19 protein-coding genes are annotated in these 26,733 nt (G+C 36.7%); 6 read left to right on the top strand and 13 right to left on the bottom strand.

Translation table 11 applies throughout. The annotated features are described in order from the left end of the window. Positions 1 to 1,987 precede the first annotated feature (1,987 nt). The 4 genes from MHI39_RS05685 to MHI39_RS05670 all read right to left on the bottom strand — a co-directional run bounded on the left by MHI39_RS05685 (position 1,988) and on the right by MHI39_RS05670 (position 7,099). A complete protein-coding gene (locus tag MHI39_RS05685) occupies positions 1,988 to 3,655 on the bottom strand; it encodes a hypothetical protein (RefSeq protein WP_342540871.1) in 1,668 nt (555 codons plus the stop codon). A 125-nt stretch (positions 3,656 to 3,780) separates the two neighbouring features. Next, positions 3,781 to 4,689 carry a ketopantoate reductase family protein gene (locus tag MHI39_RS05680; RefSeq protein WP_342540870.1) on the bottom strand — a complete coding sequence of 303 codons (909 nt, stop codon included), beginning with the start codon at positions 4,687 to 4,689 and terminating at the stop codon, positions 3,781 to 3,783. Continuing rightward, positions 4,686 to 6,410 carry a HAMP domain-containing sensor histidine kinase gene (locus tag MHI39_RS05675; RefSeq protein ID WP_342540869.1) on the bottom strand — a complete coding sequence of 575 codons (1,725 nt, stop codon included), beginning with the start codon at positions 6,408 to 6,410 and terminating at the stop codon, positions 4,686 to 4,688. The genes MHI39_RS05680 and MHI39_RS05675 overlap by 4 nt, the downstream gene beginning before the upstream one ends. Continuing rightward, positions 6,407 to 7,099: a response regulator transcription factor gene (locus MHI39_RS05670; protein WP_342540868.1), complete on the bottom strand. Its 693-nt coding sequence runs from the start codon at positions 7,097 to 7,099 to the stop codon at positions 6,407 to 6,409. Before MHI39_RS05670 ends, MHI39_RS05675 begins: the two co-directional genes overlap by 4 nt. Positions 7,100 to 7,399: 300 nt before the next feature. Here MHI39_RS05670 and MHI39_RS05665 point away from each other — a divergent pair, with 300 nt between their 5' ends. From MHI39_RS05665 to MHI39_RS05655, 3 genes are all read left to right on the top strand, one after another. Further along, entirely contained in the window at positions 7,400 to 8,497 is a 1,098-nt protein-coding gene (locus MHI39_RS05665; protein ID WP_342541424.1) for a serine hydrolase, read from the top strand. A 414-nt stretch (positions 8,498 to 8,911) separates the two neighbouring features. Beyond that, on the top strand, positions 8,912 to 9,661 hold the full coding sequence (locus MHI39_RS05660; protein WP_251344836.1) for an SDR family oxidoreductase: 750 nt from the start codon (positions 8,912 to 8,914) through the stop codon (positions 9,659 to 9,661). A gap of 144 nt (positions 9,662 to 9,805) precedes the next feature. After that, entirely contained in the window at positions 9,806 to 10,222 is a 417-nt protein-coding gene (locus tag MHI39_RS05655; protein ID WP_078111130.1) for a MarR family transcriptional regulator, read from the top strand. A 76-nt stretch (positions 10,223 to 10,298) separates the two neighbouring features. Here MHI39_RS05655 and MHI39_RS05650 read toward each other — a convergent pair whose 3' ends face one another. The 3 genes from MHI39_RS05650 to MHI39_RS05640 all read right to left on the bottom strand — a co-directional run bounded on the left by MHI39_RS05650 (position 10,299) and on the right by MHI39_RS05640 (position 15,171). Then, positions 10,299 to 11,621 carry a D-arabinono-1,4-lactone oxidase gene (locus tag MHI39_RS05650; protein ID WP_342540865.1) on the bottom strand — a complete coding sequence of 441 codons (1,323 nt, stop codon included), beginning with the start codon at positions 11,619 to 11,621 and terminating at the stop codon, positions 10,299 to 10,301. Beyond that, positions 11,609 to 12,790, bottom strand: coding sequence for an alanine racemase (locus MHI39_RS05645; protein ID WP_342540864.1), 1,182 nt, complete (start codon positions 12,788 to 12,790; stop codon positions 11,609 to 11,611). The genes MHI39_RS05650 and MHI39_RS05645 overlap by 13 nt, the downstream gene beginning before the upstream one ends. 155 nt (positions 12,791 to 12,945) lie before the next feature. Beyond that, on the bottom strand, positions 12,946 to 15,171 hold the full coding sequence (locus MHI39_RS05640; protein ID WP_071975083.1) for an MMPL family transporter: 2,226 nt from the start codon (positions 15,169 to 15,171) through the stop codon (positions 12,946 to 12,948). 122 nt (positions 15,172 to 15,293) lie between these two features. Between MHI39_RS05640 and MHI39_RS05635 the strand changes: the two genes are divergently transcribed. Together MHI39_RS05635 and MHI39_RS05630 are read left to right on the top strand one after the other, a co-directional pair. Further along, positions 15,294 to 15,917, top strand: coding sequence for a TetR/AcrR family transcriptional regulator (locus MHI39_RS05635; protein ID WP_079991130.1), 624 nt, complete (start codon positions 15,294 to 15,296; stop codon positions 15,915 to 15,917). Between the two features lie 201 nt (positions 15,918 to 16,118). Continuing rightward, positions 16,119 to 17,729, top strand: coding sequence for an FMN-binding glutamate synthase family protein (locus MHI39_RS05630; RefSeq protein WP_342540861.1), 1,611 nt, complete (start codon positions 16,119 to 16,121; stop codon positions 17,727 to 17,729). 155 nt (positions 17,730 to 17,884) lie between these two features. Here MHI39_RS05630 and MHI39_RS05625 read toward each other — a convergent pair whose 3' ends face one another. From MHI39_RS05625 to MHI39_RS05610, 4 genes are all read right to left on the bottom strand, one after another. Beyond that, positions 17,885 to 18,877, bottom strand: a complete 993-nt coding sequence (locus tag MHI39_RS05625) for a metal ABC transporter substrate-binding protein (RefSeq protein ID WP_342541423.1) — start codon at positions 18,875 to 18,877, stop codon at positions 17,885 to 17,887. 71 nt (positions 18,878 to 18,948) lie between these two features. Beyond that, positions 18,949 to 19,098: a 50S ribosomal protein L33 gene (gene rpmG, locus MHI39_RS05620; protein WP_071975086.1), complete on the bottom strand. Its 150-nt coding sequence runs from the start codon at positions 19,096 to 19,098 to the stop codon at positions 18,949 to 18,951. A gap of 30 nt (positions 19,099 to 19,128) precedes the next feature. After that, complete coding sequence (rpsN, locus tag MHI39_RS05615; RefSeq protein ID WP_180212082.1) at positions 19,129 to 19,398, bottom strand: 30S ribosomal protein S14; 270 nt, start codon at positions 19,396 to 19,398, stop codon at positions 19,129 to 19,131. A 60-nt stretch (positions 19,399 to 19,458) separates the two neighbouring features. After that, a complete protein-coding gene (locus tag MHI39_RS05610; RefSeq protein ID WP_342540860.1) occupies positions 19,459 to 20,649 on the bottom strand; it encodes a GTP-binding protein in 1,191 nt (396 codons plus the stop codon). A 527-nt stretch (positions 20,650 to 21,176) separates the two neighbouring features. Between MHI39_RS05610 and MHI39_RS05605 the strand changes: the two genes are divergently transcribed. Beyond that, entirely contained in the window at positions 21,177 to 21,884 is a 708-nt protein-coding gene (locus tag MHI39_RS05605) for a DUF3298 and DUF4163 domain-containing protein (protein ID WP_078109654.1), read from the top strand. Positions 21,885 to 22,016: 132 nt separating this feature from the next. Here the strand turns inward: MHI39_RS05605 and ebgA are convergent, their stop codons facing one another. Further along, on the bottom strand, positions 22,017 to 25,103 hold the full coding sequence (gene ebgA, locus MHI39_RS05600; protein WP_259549180.1) for a beta-galactosidase subunit alpha: 3,087 nt from the start codon (positions 25,101 to 25,103) through the stop codon (positions 22,017 to 22,019). 39 nt (positions 25,104 to 25,142) lie between these two features. Beyond that, positions 25,143 to 26,726 carry an aminomethyl-transferring glycine dehydrogenase subunit GcvPB gene (gene gcvPB, locus MHI39_RS05595; protein WP_152984751.1) on the bottom strand — a complete coding sequence of 528 codons (1,584 nt, stop codon included), beginning with the start codon at positions 26,724 to 26,726 and terminating at the stop codon, positions 25,143 to 25,145. Positions 26,727 to 26,733: the final 7 nt, after the last annotated feature.

The following is a 26,733-nucleotide window of genomic DNA, read 5'->3' as shown; positions in this document are numbered from 1 at the left end:
AAGTGTGGTTTTTTACTTAGTAAATATTATGCTAACCAGAAAAACATAAATAGGGGAAAAACAAAATGAATAAAGGAAAAATAATATTTTTAAATGGCGTATCCAGTTCTGGTAAATTGACTTGAAAAACTCCCGAACTATTTTCATTTGAGCCTTGATGATTTCGATATTATTATTGAAACGCTATTTTCGTATAGTTTGTTACTTGTGTAAAAGATTCAGTGATTCTTATAAGTTTGTAGCTCTTTTCTCAGTGCAATGAAAAAGGACTAGCTATATGAATTGTTATTTTCTTCCTTTATGGCATTCAAATGCTCTCTTTGGTTATCGTGCTCGCGCTATTTCCTCCTTCAAGTTAATCAATCGCTCCCTTTGGTTACCGTGTCCACGCTATTTCCTCCTTCAGGGTAATCAATCTCTTCCTTTGGTTACCGGGCTCGCGCATTTTCCTCCTTTATGGTAATCAATCTCTCCCTTTGGTTACCGGGCTCGCCCTATTTCCTCCTTCAAGGTAATCAAACTCGCTCTTTCGTTACCGGGCTCGCGCCATTTCCTCCTTCAGGGTAATCAATCTCTCCCTTTGGTTACCGGGCTCGCCTTATTTCCTCCTTCAGGGTAATCAATCTCTCCTTTTCGTTACCGGGCTCGCGCATTTTCCTTCTTTAGGGTAATCAATCTCTCCCTTTGGTTACCGGGCTCGCCCTATTTCCTCATTCAAGGTATTCAATTGCTCTCTTTCGTTACCCTGCACACGCTATTTCCTCCTTCAAGGTAATCAAACTCTCCTTTTCGTTACCGGGCTCGCGCCATTTCCTCCTTCAAGGTAATCAAACTCTCCTTTTCGTTACCGGGCTCGCGCCATTTCCTCCTTCAGGGTAATCAAACTCTTCCTTTGGTTACCGGGCTCGCCCTATTTCCTCATTCAAGGTATTCAAACTCTCCTTGTGGTTACCTGGCTCGCGCATTTTCCTCCCTTATGGTAATCAATCTCTCCCTTTGGTTATCGGGCTCGCGCTATTTCCTCATTCAAGGTAATCAATCTCTCCCTTTGGTTACCCTGCACACGCTATTTCCTCCTTCAAGGTAATCAAACTCTCCTTTTAGTTAGCGGGCTCGCGCCATTTCCTCATTCAGGGTAATCAAACTCTTCCTTTCGTTACCGGGCTCGCGCATTTTCCTCCTTTATGGTAATCAATCTCTCCCTTTGGTTACCGGGCTCGCCCTATTTCCTCCTTCAGGGTAATCAAACTCTTCCTTTGGTTACCCTGCACATGCCATTTCCTCATTCAGGGTAATCAAACTCTTCCTTTGGTTACCCTGCACATGCCATTTCCTCCTTCAGAGTAATCAAACTCTTCCTTTAGTTACCCTGCACATGCCATTTCCTCCTTCAGAGTAATCAATCTCTCCCTTTGGTTACCGGGCTCGCCCTATTTCCTCCTTCAAGGGAATCAAACTCTTCCTTTGGTTACCGGGCTCGCGCCATTTCCTCATTCAGGGTAATCAAACTCTCTCTTTCGTTTCCGCGCCCAGGTAATGTCCTCTCATCCTTCACGGTATTCATACGTTCCGCTTATTGTTTAAAACTTTACTAAAAAATGGAAGATCGGAAAGCACAAAGATATATTCCTGTTCCAACATAGTATTTTTTTCATGAGATCATTGCCATATTTTTAAATAAAGGGATTAATCTTGCGATCGACCACATATTACCGATACGTTCGGAAATTGCTTTGACAGTTTGAAAAATTATCCAGTTTGCTTGTAGTCGTCCACTACCCTCTTTATATGCTTGAATTGATTGACAAATTAAATGGAGACCGATTAATTGGACAGGCTAAAAAACAATTAGAATTTGTACATCAGCAAGGAGAGCTATACGATATCCAAATTAATACATACAAAAACTCAATAGAATCTTCTATTAGGATCTGTCTGGAACAGACCATATAAAAAATGGGGCTGTTTCAGACAGCCCCATTTACTTCTATTTAATTATTTCAAATTCCCCGTTCACTGATGTCATTATTTCATCTGTATCAATATAGTTGAATTCAACTGTATTACCTTTTTCAATAAATATTGAATACGGAAAATCGCTGGATTGTACAACAAAAATTTTATCACTGCCCTGTATCATGAATTTTACTGCTGTACCTCGTTCCGTTTCCGCTTTATAGACATGTGAGATGATTCCTTTTTGCGACTTCAATAAAGCTTTATCAGTAGGTGTTGTAGTATCATTTCCTAGTTTTGTAGCAATCGCATATTTATAATCATCGAATAATTTTCGTTTTGTATCACCTGTGCTATAAACTTTTTCATCCTTTGCATTAATTAGCATCATTTCTCGGAATACGTGATTGGAATCCATTAACGGTACAACCCATGTAAATTGACCATAAATCGTATAAAGAATTGGCGTGCCCGCTTCATATTTGTTCGCTCTAAATGTTTTTTCAGCAACATTCATAGCCGATTTTCCATTTAAAAGGCCATTTCCTTCAGTGAAGAAAGTAAATTTCCCCGTTCTCGCATTTAATATCGAGTAACTGACCATTGCCCCACTCCCTGATTTCGGACGGGTAAAGTCGGTAAACCAATGAAGCTGAAGCTCTTGATCAAAGACTCCATTCACCTCATCAACTCCCTCCCAATTTGTTGGGACCATGACATCCTCTTGGGAGAAGTGGGAATTCCAAAATCCATGAACATATTTTCCATACCACTCATTCCAATCCTCTGCAACATTCGTTGGAATGGCATGATCAATAAAGTCAGGTAAGTTGTTTAGGGAGTAATCCGTTGTTTTTCCTGTTACTGGGTCGACTAAATATACTCCTTTTACATCGACAATATTGCGGAACTTTTCATATTTCCCATATGGAATTACATAATATGGATGATCCTCATCATCGGGTTCAAAACTGACATCTAATAGAATCATATCCTTATGAATCGAACGAACATGTCGTTTCACGTCTTTGCTAAAAAATGCTGACGGTACATAGTTCATTTTCACTTGTACGAGCTCGGCTTCAGCCCCTTCATCCTCAGCACTCATTTTAATAAAACCAGGAACCTTTTCTCCTTTTAACCATTTAAAAAATCCGGTATATTCTATTGGAGTCACCCAATAAAGATGATTATCGATTTTTTGAATAGTTGAGTCGCCTAGATCATAATAGGATGAGTGTTTTAGCTCGCCTATTAGCTTTTCACTGCGATATCTCGCATACTTTTCTGGAACTACAGGAATATGCTGCTCATCAATGGCTGATTCCTCTTTCTTTTCAATCGTTACCTTTTGTTTAACGAATTCATATTTATCATTCGTTATTGTCATTGGATAAATAAAGGTAAAATACAGACCTCCAATAATAAAAGCAAGCCCTAGAAGAGGTGTAATTCCACCATACTTTCCACGGACAAAGAGAATATCTAGAATAAAAAACGCACCAATGATAAATAATCCGTAACTAATAAATGCTTCCCATGTATGATCGATAAGACCTACATAGGTAAGTACAAAGATACTTACAATTCCTGCAATCAATCGCAAGCCTTGAAAGGCTAGAAATGACTTCTTTTTATAATTTGCTTTCCATATTAATGGGTTCAAAGTTAAGGCGAATAGTGCTATGAGATAATACATGATGTTTGCCTCCGTTAAAAATAAAATAGTTCTTACTGTACTAATACGTATAAGGATGATAAAAAGTTTCAGTTTAACTTTTCATCCAAAAGATTGCATAATATATGTTAATCATTTGTCAGCTTTCAAATACTACTCTCATACACCTTCAAATTAGTAAATATAAGGTGAAGAATTGGAGTGCTATCTAAATTGGCATGTTCAAGAAGATAGCGAAAAAAATGGTCTGCCTCTGTTGCCATTCCTTTTTCCATGTCCCGTTGCATTGATGATTTCATTTCAGCATTCAATTCTGCAATTTTTTCAAGGGTAGCTTTCCCGCTTGCTGATGTGATTGGTGCACCCATCCATTGCATGATTGATTGTACTTCATGACAAATTTGCTTGATTGATAGTTTTCCTGACATTGCTTCACGAATAGGACCAATCGGAGCTCTCATTAATGTAGTAATCCCCGAAAAAGTAGCAATAAATAAATATTTTTCCCACATCGATTGGTTAATATTTTTGCTATATTCGAATTGTCCCTTCGTTCCTTCAAAAACCGTTTGAAGTGTTTTTATTCTTTCTGTCTCTTCTCCATTTCTCTCACCAAAAACAAGGCGATGAACCGGGCTAGTTTGTACAACATGTCCCTTTTCATTTAATGTTGTTTCAATAAAACAAAGTCCACCTAATATTCTCTTCTCCCCAAATTCCTCTACTAATTTATCAATATGGGCTATTCCATTTAATAATGGTAGAATCATTGTTTCCTCACCAATATATGGACGCATACTTTTAATTGCGCCGTTTAAATGATAAGCCTTTGTAGCAAGTAAAACGACATCAAATGGATCAGCTCTTTCACCGTCGCGAAGAAGCTTTGGTGTCAGTTTCATGTCCCCATGAATACTTTTAACAACTAACCCTACCTCAGTTAATTGACGATACCTATTTTCTCTAACTAGGAATGTAATATCCTCACCTTTTTCCATTAACCGTCCACCAAAATATCCTCCAATTGCACCTGCGCCTATTACTAAAATTCTCATTTATATTGCACCCTTTCTTCAACTTTAAATGTAATGGTAATCGTTGTTCCAACCTTCTCCTTGCTGTTTACAACAATCAATCCACCTAGTAACTTAACGAGCTGCCCTGCAATACTCATGCCTAATCCGGTTCCATGTGGAGAGGCATCCGTATTTGTTCCGCGAAAATATTTCGTAAATAGTTGGGGAATGGCTTCTTCCTTCATCCCGACTCCGTTATCTTTGACATAGATCTCTAATTTTTCATTATTTCCCATGACACCTACTTCTATATTTGTATGTGGGGGATTGTGGATAATCGCATTCATAATAAGATTTTGAAGGATTCGAACGAGCCATTTTTCATCGATCGCAATGTTATAATATTTACAATTCGTTTGAAAGGATAGCTGTTTTCCTAATTCAGGAGAGTGATTAATAGATTCCACAACCGTTCTTCTTACTATTTCTATGACATCTTTTTGTTCTTTTAGAATAGGTATTGCCTTATTTTTTATTGCATAGGTAAGTGTTAAGTCTTGGATTAAAGCTTCCATATAACTTGATTTTTCTACAATAATTTTTGCAAAGTCCTTTACTTCACTATGATCCCAATCATAGCCTGGTGAGGAAAGAATTTGTCCATATCCTTTTATAGAGGATAATGGGGTTTTTAAATCATGGGAAATACCTGCCATCCATTCTTCCCTCTCCCTTTCCAGCTGTTCTCTTTGCTGCTTATTTTTCTTCAATGTAGCTGCTAAAGTTTTGACTGATTGAAAAAGCTCGTCATACACTTTACGCATCCGTTTATTTTTATTTTGCTTTTGAGCATTTTCCATCAAATCTATTTTGTATTCCCCAGTAGCCAATTGATTCACTGATCTCGTTAGATCAAGTAATGGTTTCCCCATCCGCTTTCCATATTGTAGCGCTGCAAATATAACGACACCCATCCAGACGAACAATCCTAAAACTACAACGATAGCCAAAACATAATAGATATTTTTAGGATCAGCTGGAGCCGTTTCATTCGGTAAATGCAAAAGCCAGGTTTGTTTATTAGCTTGATCATAATACAATGTCATTTGATGAAAATATCGGTTAGGATAAGCAATATTAAAAATAAGATCCTCTACCGTATAAGAGCTCTGTAATTTTTCTATTTTTCCATAATGGGCTATTTCCTTCCCATTCTGATCAATGACTTGAACAATCGCTTGCTTCTTTTCTAGCCATTCTTTTTCCTTACTCGGAAAAATGAGGTGATTATTCATTTGTTTTGCCTGCTGTTGAAGCTGCTGAATTTGCTGGTTTTCTTTCTTCGGCTCTCCGTAAATTAGGATGATTGGCTTATCTTGCTTATACACTAAAAACTCATAAGGCGATGGTATAAGTCCAGTCCAATAAGAAGCTAATTCACCACCAATATATCGATTAGGTAATTCGCTTGGTGCTCGATACTCATATAAAACATAACCATTTTCATCAATTAATTGCAGAAAACCGTTTCGTTCAGCCACCTGCTTTAGAAATTTCTTTTCAATATGGTAAGTATCCTTCTTTTTACTAATCGAGTGGTAGAGATGTTCAAAGCCATATTGGGGGAAGTCTTCTTTCAATAATTGCTTGCTCATATAATTTAAAGTGAAATAAATAACAAGTGCAATAATGCAAATAAAAAGGACACTGATAATCAAAAGCTGCTTCAACAGCTGGAACATGAGTTGGCGGTGAATCATTCCGAGTCCCCCACTAATTTATATCCAAGTCCACGTACTGTTAATAAATACTGGGGACGACTAGGATCCTCCTCAATTTTTTCGCGAACCCTACGTATATGAACCATCACAGTATTATCGTCAAAGCTTTCAAAATAGCCCCACACCCGTTCAAATAATTGCTGTTTCGTAAATAACTGATTAGGATGCTTACAAAAAAAGATTAAGAGTTGGAACACCTGCTTTGGACAAGTCACAGCTTCCCCTAACACCCTAAGTTCACCTTGTAATTCATCCACCTCAAATCTCCTATAACGATATACTTTCGAATGAATGGTTTTATCCCAACGTCGTAATCTTGCCTTTACTCGTGCGACAACCTCCATTGGATTAAAAGGTTTCGTAATATAATCATCGCCACCTAAAGCAAAACCGGTTAATTTGTCAGAATCAGTAGAACGAGCAGAAAGAAAGAGAATTGGTGCATCCGTTAATGTTTGGATGATTGGACAAATATCGAAACCGCTTTTTCCTGGTAGCATAACATCTAATAAAATGAGATCAACTTTATTCGTTTGACAAATGGCAAGCGCTTCTTCAGCTGAATTTGCTAGGAGCAATTGCTGAAACCCTTCCTTCAGCAAGATCGTTTGTAATAATTTCAATAATGATCGTTCATCATCCACTAGAAGAATTACGGAATGATACAAACAGGTTCCCTCCTTCCATTTATTCTTGTATATAGGCTGTTTTCTGCCAATAAAGGATTTAATATTCATATGGAGCGAGTAGCTCCTTTTCTCCGTGAAATTCATGATGTAGCGGTCTTCAGTTGATAGTTATTAGTTAAGACTTTATTTAAATAGCACAGTGTTTGAAAAAAGAGCCTTTATATAAACATATCAAATTTCCAATGGGAAATCTGGGATTTTTTATAAAATTAAGGTACTCGTTCTACAGTCTTAAGTTTGGTTAAGTATGATGCCAGTAGGAGGAGATGTAAATTGAAAATGATAGTAAAATGGATTCTAATTGGCATTGGAAGCATTTTAGCGTTAGGCGTGATTTTTTTTATCATCATTTTGACGCCTTGGTACCATAATTTTGCTTTCGGTAAACCTGCAGAAAAAATGCTAGGCTATGTGAACGATCACCCTAAAAAAAGTGCATTAACAGTTATTAAAAATGGAGAAATCATATATGAAAAAAACGGCGATCAGCCGATGCCATTAGCGAGCACTTATAAAATTATCGTTGCTAGTGCATATGCGGAAAAAGTAGCCAATCAAACCCTTAATCCGAAAGAGCTCATACCATTAAAGGAACTCGATAAGTACTATGCACCGAATACAGATGGTGGTGCACATCCAGCATGGATAAAAGAAATAACAAAAGAAGAAAAAACGAGCGATGGGATGGTACCCCTTGAAGAAGTGGTTAAAGGAATGATTAAGTATAGCTCAAATGCAAATACGGAATATCTCATGGATCGTATCGGACTTGAGTTTATTGAATCAGAGGAAAAAAGGCTAGGGTTGTCGTATAGTGAGAAACCATACTATTTTACTTCAGCCATGTTTATTGGAAATTGGCTGAAAGTGGAGAAAAAGCAATCAACAGCTGAAATAGAGAAAAAGTTAAAAGCCATGGACGACAACGAGTACTCACAACTTGCAGCAACGATTCATAATGAGTTAAAAGAAGGAATCTACAAAGCAGGCTTTGGTCGGATTAGTCCATCCATTGATAAAATCTGGTCTGATCGTTTAATTAAAGGAACTACTCGTGATTACGCCATGCTCATGTCTCACATCCAGACAGGTAATGGCCTTTCTAAAGAAAAGGCTGACATTCTTCATGCCGTTCTAGAAACTGAAAAAGGAACAGGAAAAAAAGGTGGATCTACAGAATTCGTGCTAACTGAAGCATCCTATTTCAAAAACAAAGATGGAGATGACGTGAGCTCAGCATTATTCCTCAATAACCTAACAGAAAAAGAACAAAAAACATTATTTTATATTCCAACCTTCGTTCGTATCTTTCAATTAGGACCATTCGATGGATTATCCGTTGCTTTAGAAGCAAATTTATTAAAACTAGATCGATAATGTGTTAAAAAGATAGGTTAACTCTATTTGTGATTAAAAGTATTTGATAGGATTCAATGCTCATCCGCTTCAAATAAGATTAATGATGTATTGAAGATATAAAGGATTGTCTATTAAGGGAACAGAACCTTTAATAGACAATCCCTTTTAATTTTTGATTATTTTTGTATCGTTTGTTGCTTTTGTAAAAGCCCCACTGCCTGCTCTTATTTAATTTGTGACTCTTTTCTCAGTGAAAATTAAGGTGTAGTATTCTTCAGCCTTTATTTATTAATTAAAGATTTTCTTATTTGGCACCAAAGTTTGAAAAAAAAGACAAAATTTTAAATTTGATATAAAAAAAAGAAAGTGATATTATTTAAGTGTAAAATATTTAAGCGTCTAAATACTTTTATTTCAGAAAGAGGGTTCATAATGAGATTATCAGGAAAAGTTGCCATCGTAACTGGTGGAGCATCCGGAATTGGTAGAGGGATTTCATTAGCTATGGCAAAAGAAGGTGCACATGTTGCGATTGTTGATATAAATGAAGGTGCAGGTGAAACTACACTGGCTGAGGTTAATCAATATACTGAAGGAGCCTTATTGATTAGAGATATCTCTGTAAAAGAAAATATTGCGGGAATTGTCCAATCTGTTGTAGAGAAATTTGGAAGGCTAGACATATTAGTCAATAATGCTCATGCATCAAGAAATGTTCCTTTTATGGAAACTACTATGGAACATTTCGATCTATCATTCGGGACAGGTTTTTATCCAACTTTTAATTTTATGCAAGCTTGTTACCCTGAATTAAAGAAAACTGAAGGAAAAGTAATTAACTTTGCCTCAGGTGCAGGGCTTGAAGGTCAACACACACAGGCTTCTTATGCAGCAGCGAAAGAAGCGATACGTGCCATCTCACGTGTAGCTGCAAATGAATGGGGTCCAGATAATATTAATGTCAATCTTATTTCACCAATTGCTGCTACTCCTGGTGTTCAAACATGGAAAGAAAACAATCCAGAAATGTACGAGGCAATGATTAACAAGATCCCTCTTCGTCGCTTAGGTGATCCTGAGGGGGATATCGGAAGAACGGCTGTATTCTTAGCAAGTAATGATTCTGATTATATTACTGGACAAACCTTTATGGTTGATGGTGGGTCCATTAAATTACGTTAAGGTATTTCTATATAACAGGAGCAGAACTTGTTATTGACGGTGGATTTTCTGCTCAATAAACAGTATATTGGAGAAAACCTCTTTTTAAAAAAGGGGTTTTCTTATTATAATAGAACATAGGAATATAAAGGAAGTAGGAAAATAATGGATAAAAATAAAACCATTTTTGAGCTTATTCACGAAATGGATCAAGTCACCAATCAATTAATCATTCAATGGAACCAAATGTTTAGTGAAAGTTTAGGAATTTCACATATTTTAGTCATCAATCATTTAAATAAACACGGGAAAAGTCGTCCATCAGATATTGCTCGTTCATTAGGCTTAACTCCTCCATCACTCACTCATTTGTCTGAGAAACTAATTAAAAAAGGATTTGCCAATAGAATGCGCGATGAAAATGACAGACGTATCCTATATTTGGATATTACAGATGAAGGCCGGAAAGTCCTCAGCAAAGCACAAGAAGCTGGCAAAACCCTTCGTAAACAATTGGTTCAAAAACTAACGGACGAAGAAATCAGCCAGCTCTTAAACCTATACGAAAAACTAAATAAATAAAATAGTAGGTGTCAGGCACCATTTATCCATTTCACGTTAAATTCATACGGTTATTTGCATAAATGGTGTTAAGCACTTAAATGAGTGCTCGAAAATATTTATTCAAATATATTCCTGTTGGATCATAGGTCTCGCGCTTTTCTAGAAATGTCGTCCATTCGGGGTAATTTTTCTTCACTGATTCCTTCGTCAAATTATTCATTTTCCCCCAATGTGGCCGGCCATTGTACTTTTCCATAACATTCCACACCCAACGGAAATATGCCTCGTACGGCATACCTTTATACATATGAAAGGCGAGGAATGCGGAATCCTGTTGATAGTTTGGATTTAAATAGCCGGATTCTCCTTTAACGAATCGGATTTCGATTGGGAAATGAACAAAAAATGGATTTTCTTCAAGCCCTTTCTTTAACTCTTCCAAACACACTAGAAATTGATCAATTGGGATGGCGATCTCACTTTCATAAAATTTTACTTTTCTAGGAGTCGCAAATAATTCATAACCATATCCTGTCTCCACACGATTCGGAATGGTTTTTGCAGAAAGCCTACTTGCCCATTGGGTTCGTTTAGGATTGTGTCGGCATATTTCTGAAAGTAAATAGAAGGCTTGATTTTCAATAACATTCTTACTAATAGTCGATTTCGTTTTTTCCCATTTCTTCTGTGGTTCGGGTGGAATAAGCTCCATTTGTTTGACTTGGATTAGATCCGTTCCTGGAAACCAAAACCACTCTAAGTGGCGAAAAAGGGTTAAATCCTTCTTCCAATTAGTCATTCCTTCTCCAATTGTTGCACGAAAAGTAGTTACCTTTAAACTGTATAATGGAAGAACTTTTAAAGTGACTCGAACAAGAATCCCTAATAATCCTAAGGATACATGTAAAGAATTGGCTAGTGGATCCTCTGTACTTTCCCGTCGATGTGAATGATATGCGCCTGTTCCATCAATCCATTCCCATTTTACAACTTGACTGGAAAGAGAACCGAACGTAATTCCCGTTCCATGTGTCCCTGTAGAAACTGCTCCAGCAATTGTTTGTTCTTGAATATCTCCCATATTTTCCAAAGCAAACCCCTGTTCTTTAAGCAACGGACCGATCTCATATAAATAGGTTCCTGCCCAAAATGTTGCCTCCCCTTTCTCTACATCAATCGCATCTAATCCCCGCATTTCATGTAAGCTCATACATATCTCCTCCGGTAAAGCGATCGAACTAAAAGAATGACTTGCCCCGATTACTCGAATTCGTTTATTATTTTTGAAAGCACTAGCAACAATCGTTTGTAATTCATCGACATTTCCCGGTGTAAAAAATTCTTCAAAATGACCTTGAGCGGTTTCAGCCCAATTTGACCATCGCTTCTTCGATTGCAACGTTTTTAAAGAAAGCATTCTCCTTCACCCCGATATGTTCGAAATTTCCCATCTAATTTACCATCTCGACAAGCTACAAGTTCTTGAAAACGCTCACATAATTCTCCTGCTTTTGAATGTCGGAAATAAACTGTATCTCCTATTTTAGGGATAAAATCATTTGCTTTTAATGGTGTCTGTACTTCACCTGGCCCTTCATTTTGAAGAAGTTCCAAACCTTCGGGCAAATACACTGTTGGCAATTTATCCGTACTCAATGCACCCGATGCTGTATATCCTCCACCGTGACAAACGATAACTCCCTCTTCTGGTTTTCTTGTAACACGAAGACCAAAACCTGCAGCTGGTTTCAGTGGCAATGATGTATGTTGGTCAAACAACGCAGGGAAGTAAAAGGCCGAACCGACTGTGATTTCTGTTACTTCCTTCTGTTCTACTGTCCAGAGTAAACTTCCAGATCCCCCTCCATTAACAAACTTTAAATTTCCAACATATGATTCTATTATTTCCACTGCTTTTTTTCTCCATAATGAAATATTTGCTCTTGAGGATTTTTTTAGTAATGGAATGATGCCCCTTTTCCATTTTTCATGAGGTTTATCTCCAACTCCAGCGATTTGTGCTTCATACCCCATCAATCCGACAACCTTTGTATGCTTGTGTTTGATCCCATTTTCCAATAAATCTTTCAGTGCTTTTTCTTCCGTAAGAGGTGAGCGTTTTGTTCCGAAATAAATAAACGGAAAGGAAGTTGATACATTAATATCTAGGCAAATTAAAAGGATAATATCATTTTCTTCTCCTATTTTTTGAAGCCACTCCCATGTCTCGATCGAATCAACCATCCAAACAATTTCTTTTCCTTCCCGAATAAAAGGAATCAATTGTTCAACGTCTTCCCTTTCTAAAATGGGATACCCCATTAAAAAATGATCAAATCCTTTTTTTGCCAAAAATAAGATTTCCTTTGCAGAAAATGTCATCCAACCTGTACCTGTTGGGAAGGATTGAGCAATATAGTTTAAAACCTCAACCGAACGTATCGATTTTGTAGCAATTCGGATATGCTTATTCCCTAAGTGCTCCTTAACAAATAAGATATTTTCATCTAAATGATTCAAGTCTAAAAAGGCAAAAGGCCTAGCGATATTAGAAAATGCCTTTTCATACTGTGAATATAGTGACATCGTCTCACCTCCTTTATATCTACATTTTCTCTATCACTCTTCAAAAATCTTTCTTTATTACACAAAAAGAGATTGCCTAAAACACAAAGGGGGAAAACCCTTTACTAGACAACCCTTTTCTACATGCTATTAAAAATGAGTATTCTTTATGAATATTATTTTTCTTGTACTTTATTTATATCCTTTTCCCGCCATAGTTTTCCTGGCCAAAAGGCATAACGTCCTAAAATCGTTGTGATTGCAGGAACTAATAATGGGCGGACAACAAAGGTGTCTAGTAAAACACCAATGGCAGTGATAACGCCGAATTGTAATAGAACCTGTATTGGGAGTGTTGCCAGTACAGCAAATGTACCTGCTAGAATGAGACCTGCGGATGTAATGACACTACTAGTTTCACTGACCCCATTTGCAATTGCTACCTTATGTGACTGTGTTCGGCGATTTTTCCAAATGCTTGAGATCATAAAAATATTATAATCTTCCCCTAATGCAACCAGGAATACGAACGCATATAACGGAATTAGTCCTTGAATTGCAGGTATTCCCATCCCATAATGGATAATTAACCATCCTGCCCCCAAGGCTGCCACATAAGAAAATAATACAGTGATGATTAAATAAACCATAGCAACAATAGAACGTAGATACGCTAAAAGCAAAACAGCAATAATAGCAATAACAACTGGTACAATGACTTTTAAATCTCGAGCTGTTGTTGATTCGGTATCATAAAGAGAGGAAGTTTCTCCTCCAATCCAATAGTGGTTATCTGGCTTTATTCCAGCCTCTACTAATGCTGATTTCACTTTCCTTGTAATCTCTGGAATGGACTCCACTGCTTTTTCATCATATGGATTATCCTTCAGATTCACATCATAGGATAAATAATTTTCATTTTCCTTCCCTTTCGTCGGTTCAGATATACTATCGACAATTGACAGCTTACTTAATTCTTCCTTTATATGAATCTCTTTTCCTTCTGTATTAACAATAACTTGGACAGGTGCGAGTTCTCCTTCAGAAAAATGATTGGCCATAATGTCAAACCCTTCACTGGATGCCATGTCCTTAGGAAATGATTCTAATAAATTTTGCGTATATTGAATTTTTGGTGCAAAAGTAGCTAAGACCCCTAGGATGACTACGCTAAGAATGATAACCGTCCAAGGCTTCCCTGTTACCCATTTGCCAAGGTTCTTACTTAAACGACTATGCGCATGGTATCTTCGAACTTTTTTCCCTTTAACTTTTTCCAATTGACGGCTCATTTCTTCCGTTCTTGGGATAAACGGGAAGAAGGCTGCTCTACCAAGAATAGAAAGTAAAGCCGGAAGTAGTGTGAGCGCAGCCATCCCCATAATGAGAATAACTAAACTAAATGGCACGGCAAATCGATGATAGGAGCCAAATTGTGCCAGGAGCAATGTACATAAACTTAAAACTACTGTAATTGCACTCACAAATATAGCTCCTCCAGAATGTCTAATCGCATTTTTCAGTGCAATAAATTTATCCTCTTCTTCAAGGAGACATTCTCGATATTTTGATACTAAAAATAAGCAATAATCCGTTCCAGCTCCGAATAATAAAACGGTCATGATTGATACAGCTTGTGAGTCAACAGTTATGAACCCTTTTTCCGCTAAAAATCCTAAAATAGGGCTTGTTACACCATAGGCAAACCCTACACCAATGATCGGTACAATCGCTAAAAGTGGTGAACGATAAAGTAGAATAAGTAGTACAATGACTAATACAACCGTTGCAATTAATAATGTAATATCTGCTTGACTAAACAATGCAGAAGCATCCGTTGCAATCCCAACAGGACCAGTAAAGCGAACATGTAATCCTGCTTCATTAAGCTTTTTACTGTATATTGAAGGAGAATCCAATTTCGTTAAATGTTTTTGTAGCTCCTCCAAATTGTCTTTTAATTCATCCGTGCTAGCCTCCTTCTTCATAAATATTGGCGTTACCAATGAAGTACCATCATCTGAAGTAGATGCTGAAAGCGCCTGTGGTGGAAGCTTTCCTAACGGCGGGATAAAATTTTGCGAAGACAATGGCTCTTTTTCAAGTTCTTTATATAAGTCATGAATAAGCTGATAATCTTTTTCTTGGAGACCTCCATCACGGTACCATGCTAATAATAATGGGGTTCCGGTTTCATTCGGAAATTGTTGCTTAGCAATTTCCTCTGCCTGAATCGACATCTTGTCATTAGGTAGATTTTCTGCCCCGTTATCAGTCACTTTGTTTACAATAGGTAATGTGGATGACAATACGCCAACCAAGATAACCCAGATCGCGAGCGTGATCCATCTCCCTTTTCGGCTTGCGCTAGACTCAACAAATCTAATTAATAAGTTTTTCATCTTTATTCTCCCTTCCATTTATTTCAAAATGGAATTTATGCTATAATTAATTATATATACTGGTTAGTTAATTATCAAAGAAAACGTAAATTTATTTATAAATATTTTTTGGAGGCATTACTATGGAAATAAAAAAAAATGGACGACCACTTGGTAGACCAAAAACGAATCATCTTGAAAAGCCTAGAAATGAATTGATTTTAGAAACTGCTGCTCGCTTGTTTCTTGAAAGTGGATTTCAAAAAGTTTCGATTGACGATGTTGCAATGAATGCTGGAGTAACTAAAGCAACCGTTTATTATTATTTTGACTCAAAGGCAGAGCTCTACAAGGAATCAATTGTTTCTTTAATGGAACGTATAAAATGTCGTATTGACTTGTTGATGACATCAGATAAGCCTTTATTTGAAAGACTTTTAGATGTAACGACCGCCCACTTGCAAGCAACAACCACTCTCGATCTTGAAGCATTTATGCGGGAATCTAAAACAGATCTCTCCGATGAACAAATTCTTGAAATGAGAATGGTTGAGCATAAAATGTATGAAGGGATTCAAGATGCTCTTCAGCTTGCCGTTGATAATGGAGAAATACCAAAGGTAAATGTTACATTTGCGACACAATCCTACCTTGCCCTTATTAAAGTTGGGAATTATAAATTCCCCGATGGGACTCCGATTTTTTCTTCAATAGAAGAGACATCAGAAAACATTCTAAACATTTTCTGGAAAGGTTTTTTTTCATAATGTGTCGGGCATATTCACATGCCACATGTAGGGGGTTGTCTATTAAAAGGGCTGCCCTCTTAATAGACCATTCTCTGCATAATCCTCCTTTATAACTATCCATAAATGAAGCCAATCATTAGGAATTTTTTTACTTGCAGTTGTAGCATTGTTTATGTTTTAGTTAGTTTAAAAGACTTCTATTTAAGGGATGGTGGTAAGATGGGGTGGACACAAGCAATGATCGTCATTATTTTCATTCTAATGTTAGCAGTTTTTATTTTGCCTCTCGGTTTTTATTTTTTAATTTCCTATCGTGATGCACGGCAGAAAGAACATGCAGTTTTACGAAATTACCCTGTTCTTGGTCGGGTTCGTTATATTGTAGAAAAAATTGGACCTGAATTAAGACAATATTTATTTTTAAATAATGATGAAGGAAAGCCTTTTTCACGTAACCAATATGAGGGTGTCGTGAAATCAGGAAAGTATAAGCAAAGAATCACCTCTTTTGGATCGCAACGCAATTTCGAGGAATCTGGCTTTTATATAAGAAATGCAATGTTTCCAAAACAAAGAGAGGATTTGCGCATCAATCAAAGTCCGAAAATTTCAACTTTTTTATATAAAATCGATAACGAAAAACTAATGAGTCGTAAAGAGCATTCCGAAAAGGCTGATATTGATCCTTATTTATTGTCTGATGATGATCAAATCATCATTGGAAAAGATCAATGTAAAAAACCGTTTTATGTGAAGGGACTAATTGGTCAGTCCGCAATGAGTTACGGCTCACTTGGAAAAAATGCAATTACTGCTCTTTCAAAAGGGCTTTCATTGGCTAGTGGTACATGGATGAATACTGGTGAAGGAGGGCTTTCCTCTCACCATCAAAAAGGTAATGTCGATATCATCGCTCAAATCAGCCCTGGATTATTTGGCTACCGGACCGAAGATGGTGAATTCTCATGGGAACGTTTTAAGGAAAAAAGCGAAATCGAACAAGTAAAAGCTTTTGAATTAAAGCTTGCTCAAGGAGCCAAAATACGTGGAGGACATGTTGAAGCAGAAAAAGTGACTCCCGAAATTGCGGAAATTCGAAGTGTACCACCTTGGACAACAATAGATAGTCCGAATCGATTCCGCCAATTTCATGATACAAAAGGGTTATTAGATTTTATCACTCAATTAAGAGATATTGGTGGAAAACCAGTCGGGATGAAAATTGTTGTAGGTAACCGTGATGAAGTCGAAGAAATGGTGAAAACTATGGCAACGGTAGGTAAATATCCTGACTTTATTACAGTTGATGGTGGTGAAGGAGGAACTGGTGCAACCTACCAGGAGCTAGCCGATGGACCTGGATTACCGCTGTATACCGCCCTTCCAATCGTTCACCAATTGCTAAAAAAATATAAAATTCGTGAGCATGTAAAGATTATTGCTTCAGGTAAATTAATCACTCCTGATAAAATGGCATATGCACTATGTTTAGGAGCTGATTTAATCAATACAGCAAGAGCATTTATGATTTCAGTAGGCTGCATTATGGCGCAAACATGCCATTCCAATACATGTCCTGTTGGCGTCGCAACGACAGATCCAAATCGTGAGAAAGCATTAGTTGTCGAAGAAAAAATGTATCGTGTATGTAACTATGTCGTTTCAACACGCGAGGGTCTATTTAATCTTGCAGGTGCTGCAGGACTATCATCACCAACTGAATTTACTGAGGAGCACCTTATGTTCCGAGCGATGAATGGGCAACTATACTCAGGCAAAGAATATATTCAAGGTGTGCTTAGACCATCCATTGATCAAATAGCCCTTTAAATTAGTTTCGAAAACAAATAAATGCAGGCTGATAGTGAAGATTTCTCCATTTTTTTGTTTAAACTTATTTCTTTTAATAGCTTCCTTGAACAATGTAAATACTGTATTCTAAGATGATAATTTGATAGGGTTGTCTTTTTGACAACCCTATCAAATTATTTTTGGTATTTTAGTAATGTTTGTAAATTCTTTTCCATCACTTTAATATAGTCAAACCCATTTTCCTGATCCTCCTTACTTAAACCTTCTAACGTATTTAGAACTTCTGTTTTAGCTCCAATTTCATTAGCAAGAGTTTCAGCAACCTTAGGAGAGGCAAGTTCTTCAAAATAAATGACCTTTACACTATTTTTCTTAGAAAAATCCTTAATCTCTTTCATTTTTGCGGCACTAGGTTCGATATCGGGAGATAATCCAGCAATCGGTACTTGGATTAGTCCATACTCATTTGTTAAATAGCCAAATGCGGCATGTTGGGTGACTATCTCTTTTTGCTTAATATCCTTTAATCCTTCGCGGAAATCACTGTCTAGTTTCTTAAGTTTTTTAATAAAGGCAACACTATTTTTCTCATACTCTTCTTTATTTTTGGGATCTGCTTTAATAAGAGCTTCTGTAATCGTTTTAACTTCATGTTGTGCCAGCACAGGACTTAGCCAAACATGTGGGTCAAATTCATGATGATGATGATGCTCATGTTCCTCACTAGAATCATGAGCATTTGTATCTCCTTCATGATCGTGATCCCCATGATCATGCTCATGCTCATGCTCTTCCTCTTCAACGCCCTTCTTCAGTGTAATACCTTTACTTGCTTCAACAAAATCTACATTATTATTGGAGATACTTTTACGGATACTAGGCACCCAGCTTTCCATATATTCACTATTAAATATAAATACATCTGCCTTTTGAATATTCGCCATATCTTTTGGAGTTGGTTCCCAATCATGAGGTTCAATAGTAGATGGAATTAGTAATTGCACATCTGCTTTATCACCGGCAATTTGTTTTGTAAATTCATACATTGGATAAAATGTAGCGATTACTTTTATTTTATCGTTTAATGCATCTTTTTTTGATTTTGTATTTGATGATCCTGTCACTTTTCCGCAACCGACCATTAGAATGATTGCAACAACTAGCATCAGGATTGATTTTATTTGTATACTGTTCATTATTCACGTTTCCCCTCTTTTTTGAAATTTTGTTTTTCTCTTTATTTTGTCTCTCTATGCAATGTGCGCCTCTTTAAGCGTGGACAATATTTCATTAATTCTAACCGGTCAGGATGTTGTCGCTTGTTTTTCGTTGTTATATAATTTCTCTCCCCGGTTTCCGTGCACGCTAATGTTATTTTCACTCTCATATTTCTGCCTCCATATTTTAAATTACACAATTACCACGATGATTTTTTTACTCCGGGAATTTGACCTTTATGAGCAAGTTCCCGGAATATGATTCGTGACATTTTAAACTTTCTTAATACCCCTCTTGGGCGACCAGTTACCTCACATCGATAAGTACGTCGTGTTGGGGAAGAATCTCTAGGTAATTTACTTAATGCTCGATAATCACCTTTTTCCTTCAATTCCTTTCTTTTTTCAGCATACTTAGCTACTAGCGCTTGTCTCTTTTGCTCCTTAACGATTTTTGACTTTTTTGCCATGCATATTTCCTCCTTAATTAATATAAAAAAGAATTATTACGATTTAAGATCGAAAGATCATCAATTGCTTAACCATTCAAATGGGTCTTGAAGTAAACTCCAGTCCCCTTCCATTTCTTCCTTCGTTAATAAGCATTGATTTAACGATTGAATAATTCGCTCTTTTTCCATTTCTATTCCAATTAGCACTAGCTCTGTCTTCCGATCACCGTATATTGCATCCCATTGTTCCATTAATTCTTGATTGTCCCTTAGATAAACGTCTTGTTGTTCTTTCGGTAATGCGGCCACCCAGTAAGCCACAGGCTCAAGTTGTACTGATGGTCCAGCCTGGGATAATAATAATGCCAGATCATTTCTTGTCGCACACCAAATTAGACCTTTTGCCCGAATAATTTCCTCTGGCATTTCCTCGATCCATTGATTTAACCTTTCTGTATGAAAAGGGATTCGACTACGGTAAACGAATGATTGTATTCCATATTCCTCCGTTTCCGGTACATGTTCAACTACTTCCAATTCTTTTAACCACCCTGGAGATTGACTAGCAAGATCAAAGTCAAACAGGTTCGTATTTAAAATATCTGTCGGATTGATTACTCCATTCATTGACCGAATCAGCCTTGCTTCGGGCTGAAGTTTTCTCAATATACATTCAAGTTGGTCTAATTGTTCTTCTGGAAGCAGGTCACATTTATTGATGACTAAAACATTACAGAATTCTATTTGATCAATAAGTAAATCAGAGATTGTTCTTACATCCCCTTCCCCCATTGCTTGATTTCTCTCTAGCAATGACTCTCCAGAAGAAAGATCATGCCAAAAACGATTTGCATCCACGACTGTAACCATCGTATCTAGCCTACAAACATTTGATAGATCGATCCCTAATTGGTCATCTATATATGAAAATGTCTGGGCAACCGGGATTGGTTCACTGATGCCAGTTGATTCAATCAGGATATAATCGATATCCCCCTGGCTAGCAAGTTTCTGTACTTCTATTAATAAATCCTCTCTTAATGTACAGCAAATGCAGCCATTCGATAACTCGACTAGCTTTTCCTCTGTTCTCCGTATACCACCACCTTGCTTTATTAGCTCAGCATCCACATTTATTTCGCTCATATCGTTAACAATAACAGCGACCTTTAAGCCTTCACGATTTTTTAAAATATGATTTAAAATAGTCGTTTTTCCAGCCCCTAAGTATCCGCTTAAAACCGTGACAGGTATTTTGCTATCATTCACATCTAGACCTCCTAACTATAAATTGTAATCATTACGATTTAAGTCTTATATTTTATCCTTAACACTCAGTGAATCAGATATTTTCGTTGAGATATGTATACAATAAAAAAGTGTATATCAGTATATAAGGATATGTATAAAACACAAATCGTAATTATTACGATTTAAATCGTACTATACTACCCTTACCTAAGTCAACACTATTTATTTCGACATTTTATCATTTTAAAATCGTCGAAGTATCAGAATTTATTATTTTCCTTTCTTTTGGCTCTTTTCTCAAACATTGTTGCTATTTAAGTAAAGTTATTACAAATAAATATCAACTGAGGATCGCTACACGTTTCATTTTACAGAGAAAAGAGCTACAATCTCCATAAGAACCGCTAGAATCCTTTATTGGGAGTAAAAAGCCGGTAGTTGGGCTTTTACAAAAGCAACAAATTATACGAGAACAGACCTTCTTTTTAAAAGCAATAATTCACTGTATAATATGGAGGTAATAAACTTTTTAGGAGGTTGATTGAATGGGAAAATCAAAATTGTTTAAGATCGTATTGAGCCTTTTGCTTATGTTTCCGTTGGCCTTTTTCACATCTTCTCTCACGAACAAATCCAGTGCCGCATCTTCAAAAGTAAAAATCACCGACACACTTTATAAAGGAAAATCATTTTTAATCTATCCCCAAGTATCTGGTTTAAAAAATAATACAGCACAAAAAAAGATTAATGCTGTACTCACCTCACATGTGGAACATTCGTATCAGTCTTATCTTCAATTAAAAGAAAATGAAAAAGAAGTAAAAAATGAGGATTTCTGTAAAGAAAATCCTTCCTCTTGTAACTTTACTTTAAACACTAGATATGAAGTAAAATATAATGCTGGGGGTGTGTTAAGTATTTTACTATATGATGACTCATATACGGGTGGAGCTCATGGGATGAGCGTCGTTACTTCCTATAATTTCAACATTTCATCTGGTTACAAAATCACATTAAATGATGTGTTAAAATCAAAAAAATCCTATCAAAAAGTAAAAAAATATGTTTCCGATTATATGCTAAAGCATCCAGATTTGTTTTTCGATCCTACTACTAATGATTTTACAATTAATAAGGATACTTCCTTCAATTATACAAAAGAAGGGATAGGTCTTGTTTTCCAAGAATATGAAATAGCCCCATATGCTGCAGGGACGCCTTCCATAAACATACCTATTTACATTTATAAATAAAAGCTGTTTTTATGAAATTTGTAGCTCTTTTCTCCATAAAAAGAACAGGCTTTACTAATTTATATATGTTAAAACTTTACCTAAATAAAAATAGGGACTGTCTGACACTTTGAATTCAGACAGTCCCACTACTTATGTTATGCGCTTACTCAAATATTTCCCTATTTCCTCATTACCATAAAATGGAGTGAATGTGACATTAAATTGAAATTCTACTGGATTTAGCTGATACTTAGGTAATGGGCCCGGACCACAACTGTTACTGCCTAACCCATTTAATTGATAATCTATATTTAAAGTAATAAAATCACGTTTTTTTAATTGATAATGATGCTTCGCTTCATCAATATCCTCTTTAGTAAAATAATGAGCACTAAAATTCATGTCTTGTTCCCCAACCGCTAACAATCCGAGATGATTTCCATTATGGAAGCTCACCCATTTTACATCGCTTCTATTTCCATTTTCCTGTGGAAATTCGTAAGGATAAAATAATTGATCTACTGTTTTGCGATAATGCCCTATCCTACAGGCTTCCTTACTATCTGGGTAATTTTCAAGTGGTCCTCTTCCATACCAGCTTACATGATGAAAATCAGACGGTAGTTGCATTTCCAGTCCAACTTTTGGCCACGTATCAGGTAGTTTCCCAAATGGCTTACCACTGACAGCTAATTGAACTAAACCATTCCCTTGGATGATGTATTCGTATGAACATTCTACTCCCCATCCAGTTACTAATGGAGAAATCATTTCTTCCACACGAACTTTGATGGTTGAAGCATCTAACTGATCATAATCTATTTTCTTAACATCGTGCACGAGCATGTGTAAATATGCTTCTTTCCACTTTTTCACCATATACATTTCATTATCTGTCATGGCACGCCAAAAATTCAATCTTGGCCCTTTCTCCATCATTGATTGTTCATTTGAAATCCAGGAAATTATTCTTCCATCAATTTTTGAGAATTGTATCTCAAATTCATAACCATGAATGACTAAAATGTTTGAATGATCATTTATAAAAATAGGTTCTAACGAGGATGGCATCTGCTTGATTTCATCCAATTTCTCATTAGGCAAATCAATTTGAGCCCAAGCAATTTCATGTCCTTTTTTCGCCCATTTTGTATCTAATTTTAATGAAAACAATAGATTCAGTTTATAATCTACATTCTCTAGTTTCTTGATATGGCTGATTGGAAGACAAATCTCTCCTATTGAATTTGCACAAATATAGGGCAATTCGACTGTTCCACTTGCAACGAAATCACCATTACCTTCGATTCTCCAACTACACTCTAAATGGTCGAGTGATAAGAAATTATAACGATTCTCTAATTGAAAGATCCCTTCTTTTACATCGACAACTTTTACACTCACTGGTTCGATGATCTTTTTATATTGATACAGTCCTGGAGATGGCACCCTTTCAGAATTTACTAATCCATCTAAACAAAAATTACTATTATTTGGTTCATCTCCGAAATCTCCACCATAGGCAAAATACATATCTCCTTCTGGCGTGAATTGGCGTAACCCATGATCGATCCATTCCCATACAAAGCCACCCTGCAAGCGATCAAATTGTTCAATCGCATCCCAATATTCCTTTAATCCACCAGGTCCATTCCCCATCGCATGGGCAAATTCGCATAAGATATGAGGTTTATTCCAATTATCGGATTTAGCAAAATCGAGAATTCGATCGACCGAAGAATACATTGTACTATAAATATCCGTTGCTTTTGTTTCTCGGTCTCCTTCGTAATGAACAATTCTAGTAGGATCGATTTCTTTACATCGTTTATACATCGCTTCAAAATTACGACCAAATCCCGATTCATTGCCAAGCGACCACATAATAATACATGGATGATTCTTATCACGTTCTACCATTCGCTCGACTCTCTCCACATAAGCTGTCTCCCAGCTTGGATCATCACTTAACTGATTCTCATTTCCCAATAATTCAAATCCATGAGTCTCTAAATCTGTTTCATCAATGACATAAAGACCGTACTCATCACATAATTCGTAAAATCTTGGATCATTCGGATAATGTGCTGTACGAACTGCATTAATATTAAATTGCTTCATCATTATAATATCTTTTTTCATTGTCTCATATGAAACTGTCCGCCCGGTATCCGGATCATGATCATGACGATTAACACCTTTAAACAAAATCGTCGTCCCATTTATTTTTAATAGACCATCTTTAATTTCAATAGATCTGAATCCAACACGGTAAGGAATCACTTCTATTGTTTTCCCATTAATATTTTTCAAGATTAAGAGCAAAGTATATAAATTAGGATCTTCTGCTGACCATTTACGCGGTGAGGTGACAAGTTGTTTGACACTGATTGAGATGGAAGAATCCGCCTTCACCAATTGTAATGAAGATTCACCAGCAGCTACACATTCATTCTTATCTAGTAACTGGTATGATAACGATAGTCTTTCTTCCTGTTCACCGGTATTTCTAATCGTTGCCCGTATATCTAAAGAGGCATTGTCATATTGTTCATCTAAGTCTGTTGTTACATAAAAATCATAGATATGTTGTTGAGGTATAGCTATTAAATATACATCTCGGAAAATTCCACTAAACCACCACATATCCTGATCCTCTAGGTATGACCCATCACACCATTGGTAAACTTGAACACCTATGCTATTCATGCCATCCGATATAAATGGGGTAATATCAAATTCAGAGGTCAAACGGCTTCCTTGACTATAACCTACTTCATGGCCATTCACCCATACATGAAAGGAGCTATCTACCCCTTCAAATCGGAGATGAATATTTTGACCATCCCAATCCTTTGGAATATAAAAGGTTCTTCGATAGCAGCCTGTAGGATTCTTTGTAGGTACATGTGGAGGATTCACTGGAAATGGATAATATAGATCCGAATAATGCGGTCTTCCATAGCCTTGAAGCTGCCAAACTCCAGGAACTTGAATCTTATCCCATTGCGAACTATCATACCCCTTTTGGTAAAAACTCTTTGGAATCATCGTGGGATGCTCCGCATAAAAAAAATCCCATTTTCCATTTAATAATTTTTTCGAAGAAGCCATGTCTGGATAAGTGGTTAAAGCATCTTTCACATTAGAAAAAGAAATAAAATGGGCTCTTGGACTTAGGCGATTTCTTTGTAATAGATGCTGATTACGTATGTCGTTATTCAAAAAGAGTGTCACTATCATGTCACCTCAATCTTATAGGTTCATCTTACTTTTTTACTTACTCATGCTTTTTTGTTTATGAATAACCTTCTTCTGATATGCTCTCCAAGTAATACACCATTTCTCTGGATGATCAAGAAAATCCTGCTCATCTAGCTGGTGAATAGTACTCTGATGTGGAGCCTCTTTTACAATCATTGGATTCTCATAAGCTTCTTTTGAAATTTGTTCAAGCGCAGAAATATATTCATCTAAATCTTGTTTCGAATATGATTCTGTAGGCTCCAATGTAAAAGGCTGTTTCACTATATATGGATGATGACTCGTCCAGTAGTGTAATCCAAAATCAGTCATTCTTCTTTGTATATCCTCAGTTGTCACCCCTGTATCCTTTGTTAGCCCTTCCCAGCTATAACGAACTTGTTCTAAGCGGCTTCCTTTTATATAGGGAGCACTTGCTCCTTTAATTTTTCGAACCTTGCTATACATATAATTATTGTTTAGAACTGCTGTTTTTGCTACTTCCTTTAAACCATCTGCTCCTAATGCCCTAATCCATGCATAGGCACGGAGAACAGTTTGTGCTACTCCATGAAACGCGCGAATTTTGCCAATTGAATGCGGTAATTCATCATTTAAGTAATATTTATCGTCTTTATAATCGACAATTGCTGTAGGTAAAAACTCCTTTAAATCTTCTATTACTCCAAGTGCCCCAGTTGCTGGCCCACCACACATGTGAGGAGCTGCAAATGTTTTATGAAGATTAAAGAAACACATGTCAAAGCCTGCTTCTTTCGCACGTGTAATGCCTAATAACCCATTTGCATTAGCTTGATCATAATAGCAAAGCCCACCTACATCATGAACAACTTTTGTAAATTCATTAATTTTCCCATTAAATATTCCTGTATCCTCTGGATTTGCTACAACAAATCCAGCTGTCCGCTCGGAAACCACTGCCTTTAATTTTTCTATATCTGGAAATCCGTCTTCATCTGGATGTAGGGTTATAATTTTGTACCCCTTAACAGCAGCTGTTGCAGCTTGAGAAGGATGAGAAAAAATCGTTGTAATAATTTCATCACGTTGATCGCCTTCTCCTCGTACCTCGTGATACTTCCTTACGATTGATGCCATTGTATATAATGCTTGTGTACCGCCACTTGGCTGGAAAGTAAAGCAATCCATTCCGGAAATTTCACGCATACATAAATCCAACTTATAAAAAATTTCGAGTATCCCCTGAACAGTCGATTCATCCTGCAAGGGGTGAAGTTCAGTCAATTTAGGATCACGTACAAGAAACTCGTTAATTTTTGGAATATACTTCATCGTACAGGTTCCTTGACCAATTTCTACATTAAAATCCGAGCCAAGTGTTTCTTGGGACAGACGAAGATAATGACGTAAAACACGTGCTTGACCTATTTCAGGAAGGGCAGCCTTACTCTTTCTTTTCATCTCTAAAGGAAGATCGGATATTCCATCACCAACCAATTGAGTGATTTCTTCATCCACTGGTGGAACCTCAACACCCTTTTCTCCTTTTTGATGTAATTCAAAAATAATCGGTTCGTTCCATTTCGCTTGATGAAAATCAACATTATGCTTGAAATTCCTTTTCTTTATTTCCATCACATTC

The organism is Heyndrickxia sp. FSL K6-6286 (assembly GCF_038630395.1).
Lineage (GTDB): Bacteria > Bacillota > Bacilli > Bacillales > Bacillaceae_C > Heyndrickxia > Heyndrickxia oleronia.
The sequence above is the reverse complement of the archived record's forward strand: the minus strand, read 5'-3'. Positions and strand labels throughout refer to the sequence as shown.

What these genes read in the sequence shown, in the direction of transcription:
- MHI39_RS05675 (WP_342540869.1), bottom strand. Translation starts at nt 6,410, where the DNA reads ATGATTCACCGCCAACTCATGTTCCAGCTGTTGAAGCAGCTTTTGATT.
- gcvPB (WP_152984751.1), bottom strand. Translation starts at nt 26,726, where the DNA reads ATGGAAATAAAGAAAAGGAATTTCAAGCATAATGTTGATTTTCATCAA.
- MHI39_RS05630 (WP_342540861.1), top strand. Translation starts at nt 16,119, where the DNA reads ATGGGGTGGACACAAGCAATGATCGTCATTATTTTCATTCTAATGTTA.
- MHI39_RS05655 (WP_078111130.1), top strand. Translation starts at nt 9,806, where the DNA reads ATGGATAAAAATAAAACCATTTTTGAGCTTATTCACGAAATGGATCAA.
- MHI39_RS05650 (WP_342540865.1), bottom strand. Translation starts at nt 11,621, where the DNA reads ATGCTTTCTTTAAAAACGTTGCAATCGAAGAAGCGATGGTCAAATTGG.
- MHI39_RS05640 (WP_071975083.1), bottom strand. Translation starts at nt 15,171, where the DNA reads ATGAAAAACTTATTAATTAGATTTGTTGAGTCTAGCGCAAGCCGAAAA.
- rpmG (WP_071975086.1), bottom strand. Translation starts at nt 19,098, where the DNA reads ATGAGAGTGAAAATAACATTAGCGTGCACGGAAACCGGGGAGAGAAAT.
- MHI39_RS05645 (WP_342540864.1), bottom strand. Translation starts at nt 12,790, where the DNA reads ATGTCACTATATTCACAGTATGAAAAGGCATTTTCTAATATCGCTAGG.
- MHI39_RS05685 (WP_342540871.1), bottom strand. Translation starts at nt 3,655, where the DNA reads ATGTATTATCTCATAGCACTATTCGCCTTAACTTTGAACCCATTAATA.
- MHI39_RS05605 (WP_078109654.1), top strand. Translation starts at nt 21,177, where the DNA reads ATGGGAAAATCAAAATTGTTTAAGATCGTATTGAGCCTTTTGCTTATG.
- rpsN (WP_180212082.1), bottom strand. Translation starts at nt 19,398, where the DNA reads ATGGCAAAAAAGTCAAAAATCGTTAAGGAGCAAAAGAGACAAGCGCTA.
- MHI39_RS05680 (WP_342540870.1), bottom strand. Translation starts at nt 4,689, where the DNA reads ATGAGAATTTTAGTAATAGGCGCAGGTGCAATTGGAGGATATTTTGGT.
- MHI39_RS05660 (WP_251344836.1), top strand. Translation starts at nt 8,912, where the DNA reads ATGAGATTATCAGGAAAAGTTGCCATCGTAACTGGTGGAGCATCCGGA.
- MHI39_RS05635 (WP_079991130.1), top strand. Translation starts at nt 15,294, where the DNA reads ATGGAAATAAAAAAAAATGGACGACCACTTGGTAGACCAAAAACGAAT.
- MHI39_RS05625 (WP_342541423.1), bottom strand. Translation starts at nt 18,877, where the DNA reads ATGCTAGTTGTTGCAATCATTCTAATGGTCGGTTGCGGAAAAGTGACA.
- MHI39_RS05665 (WP_342541424.1), top strand. Translation starts at nt 7,400, where the DNA reads ATGATAGTAAAATGGATTCTAATTGGCATTGGAAGCATTTTAGCGTTA.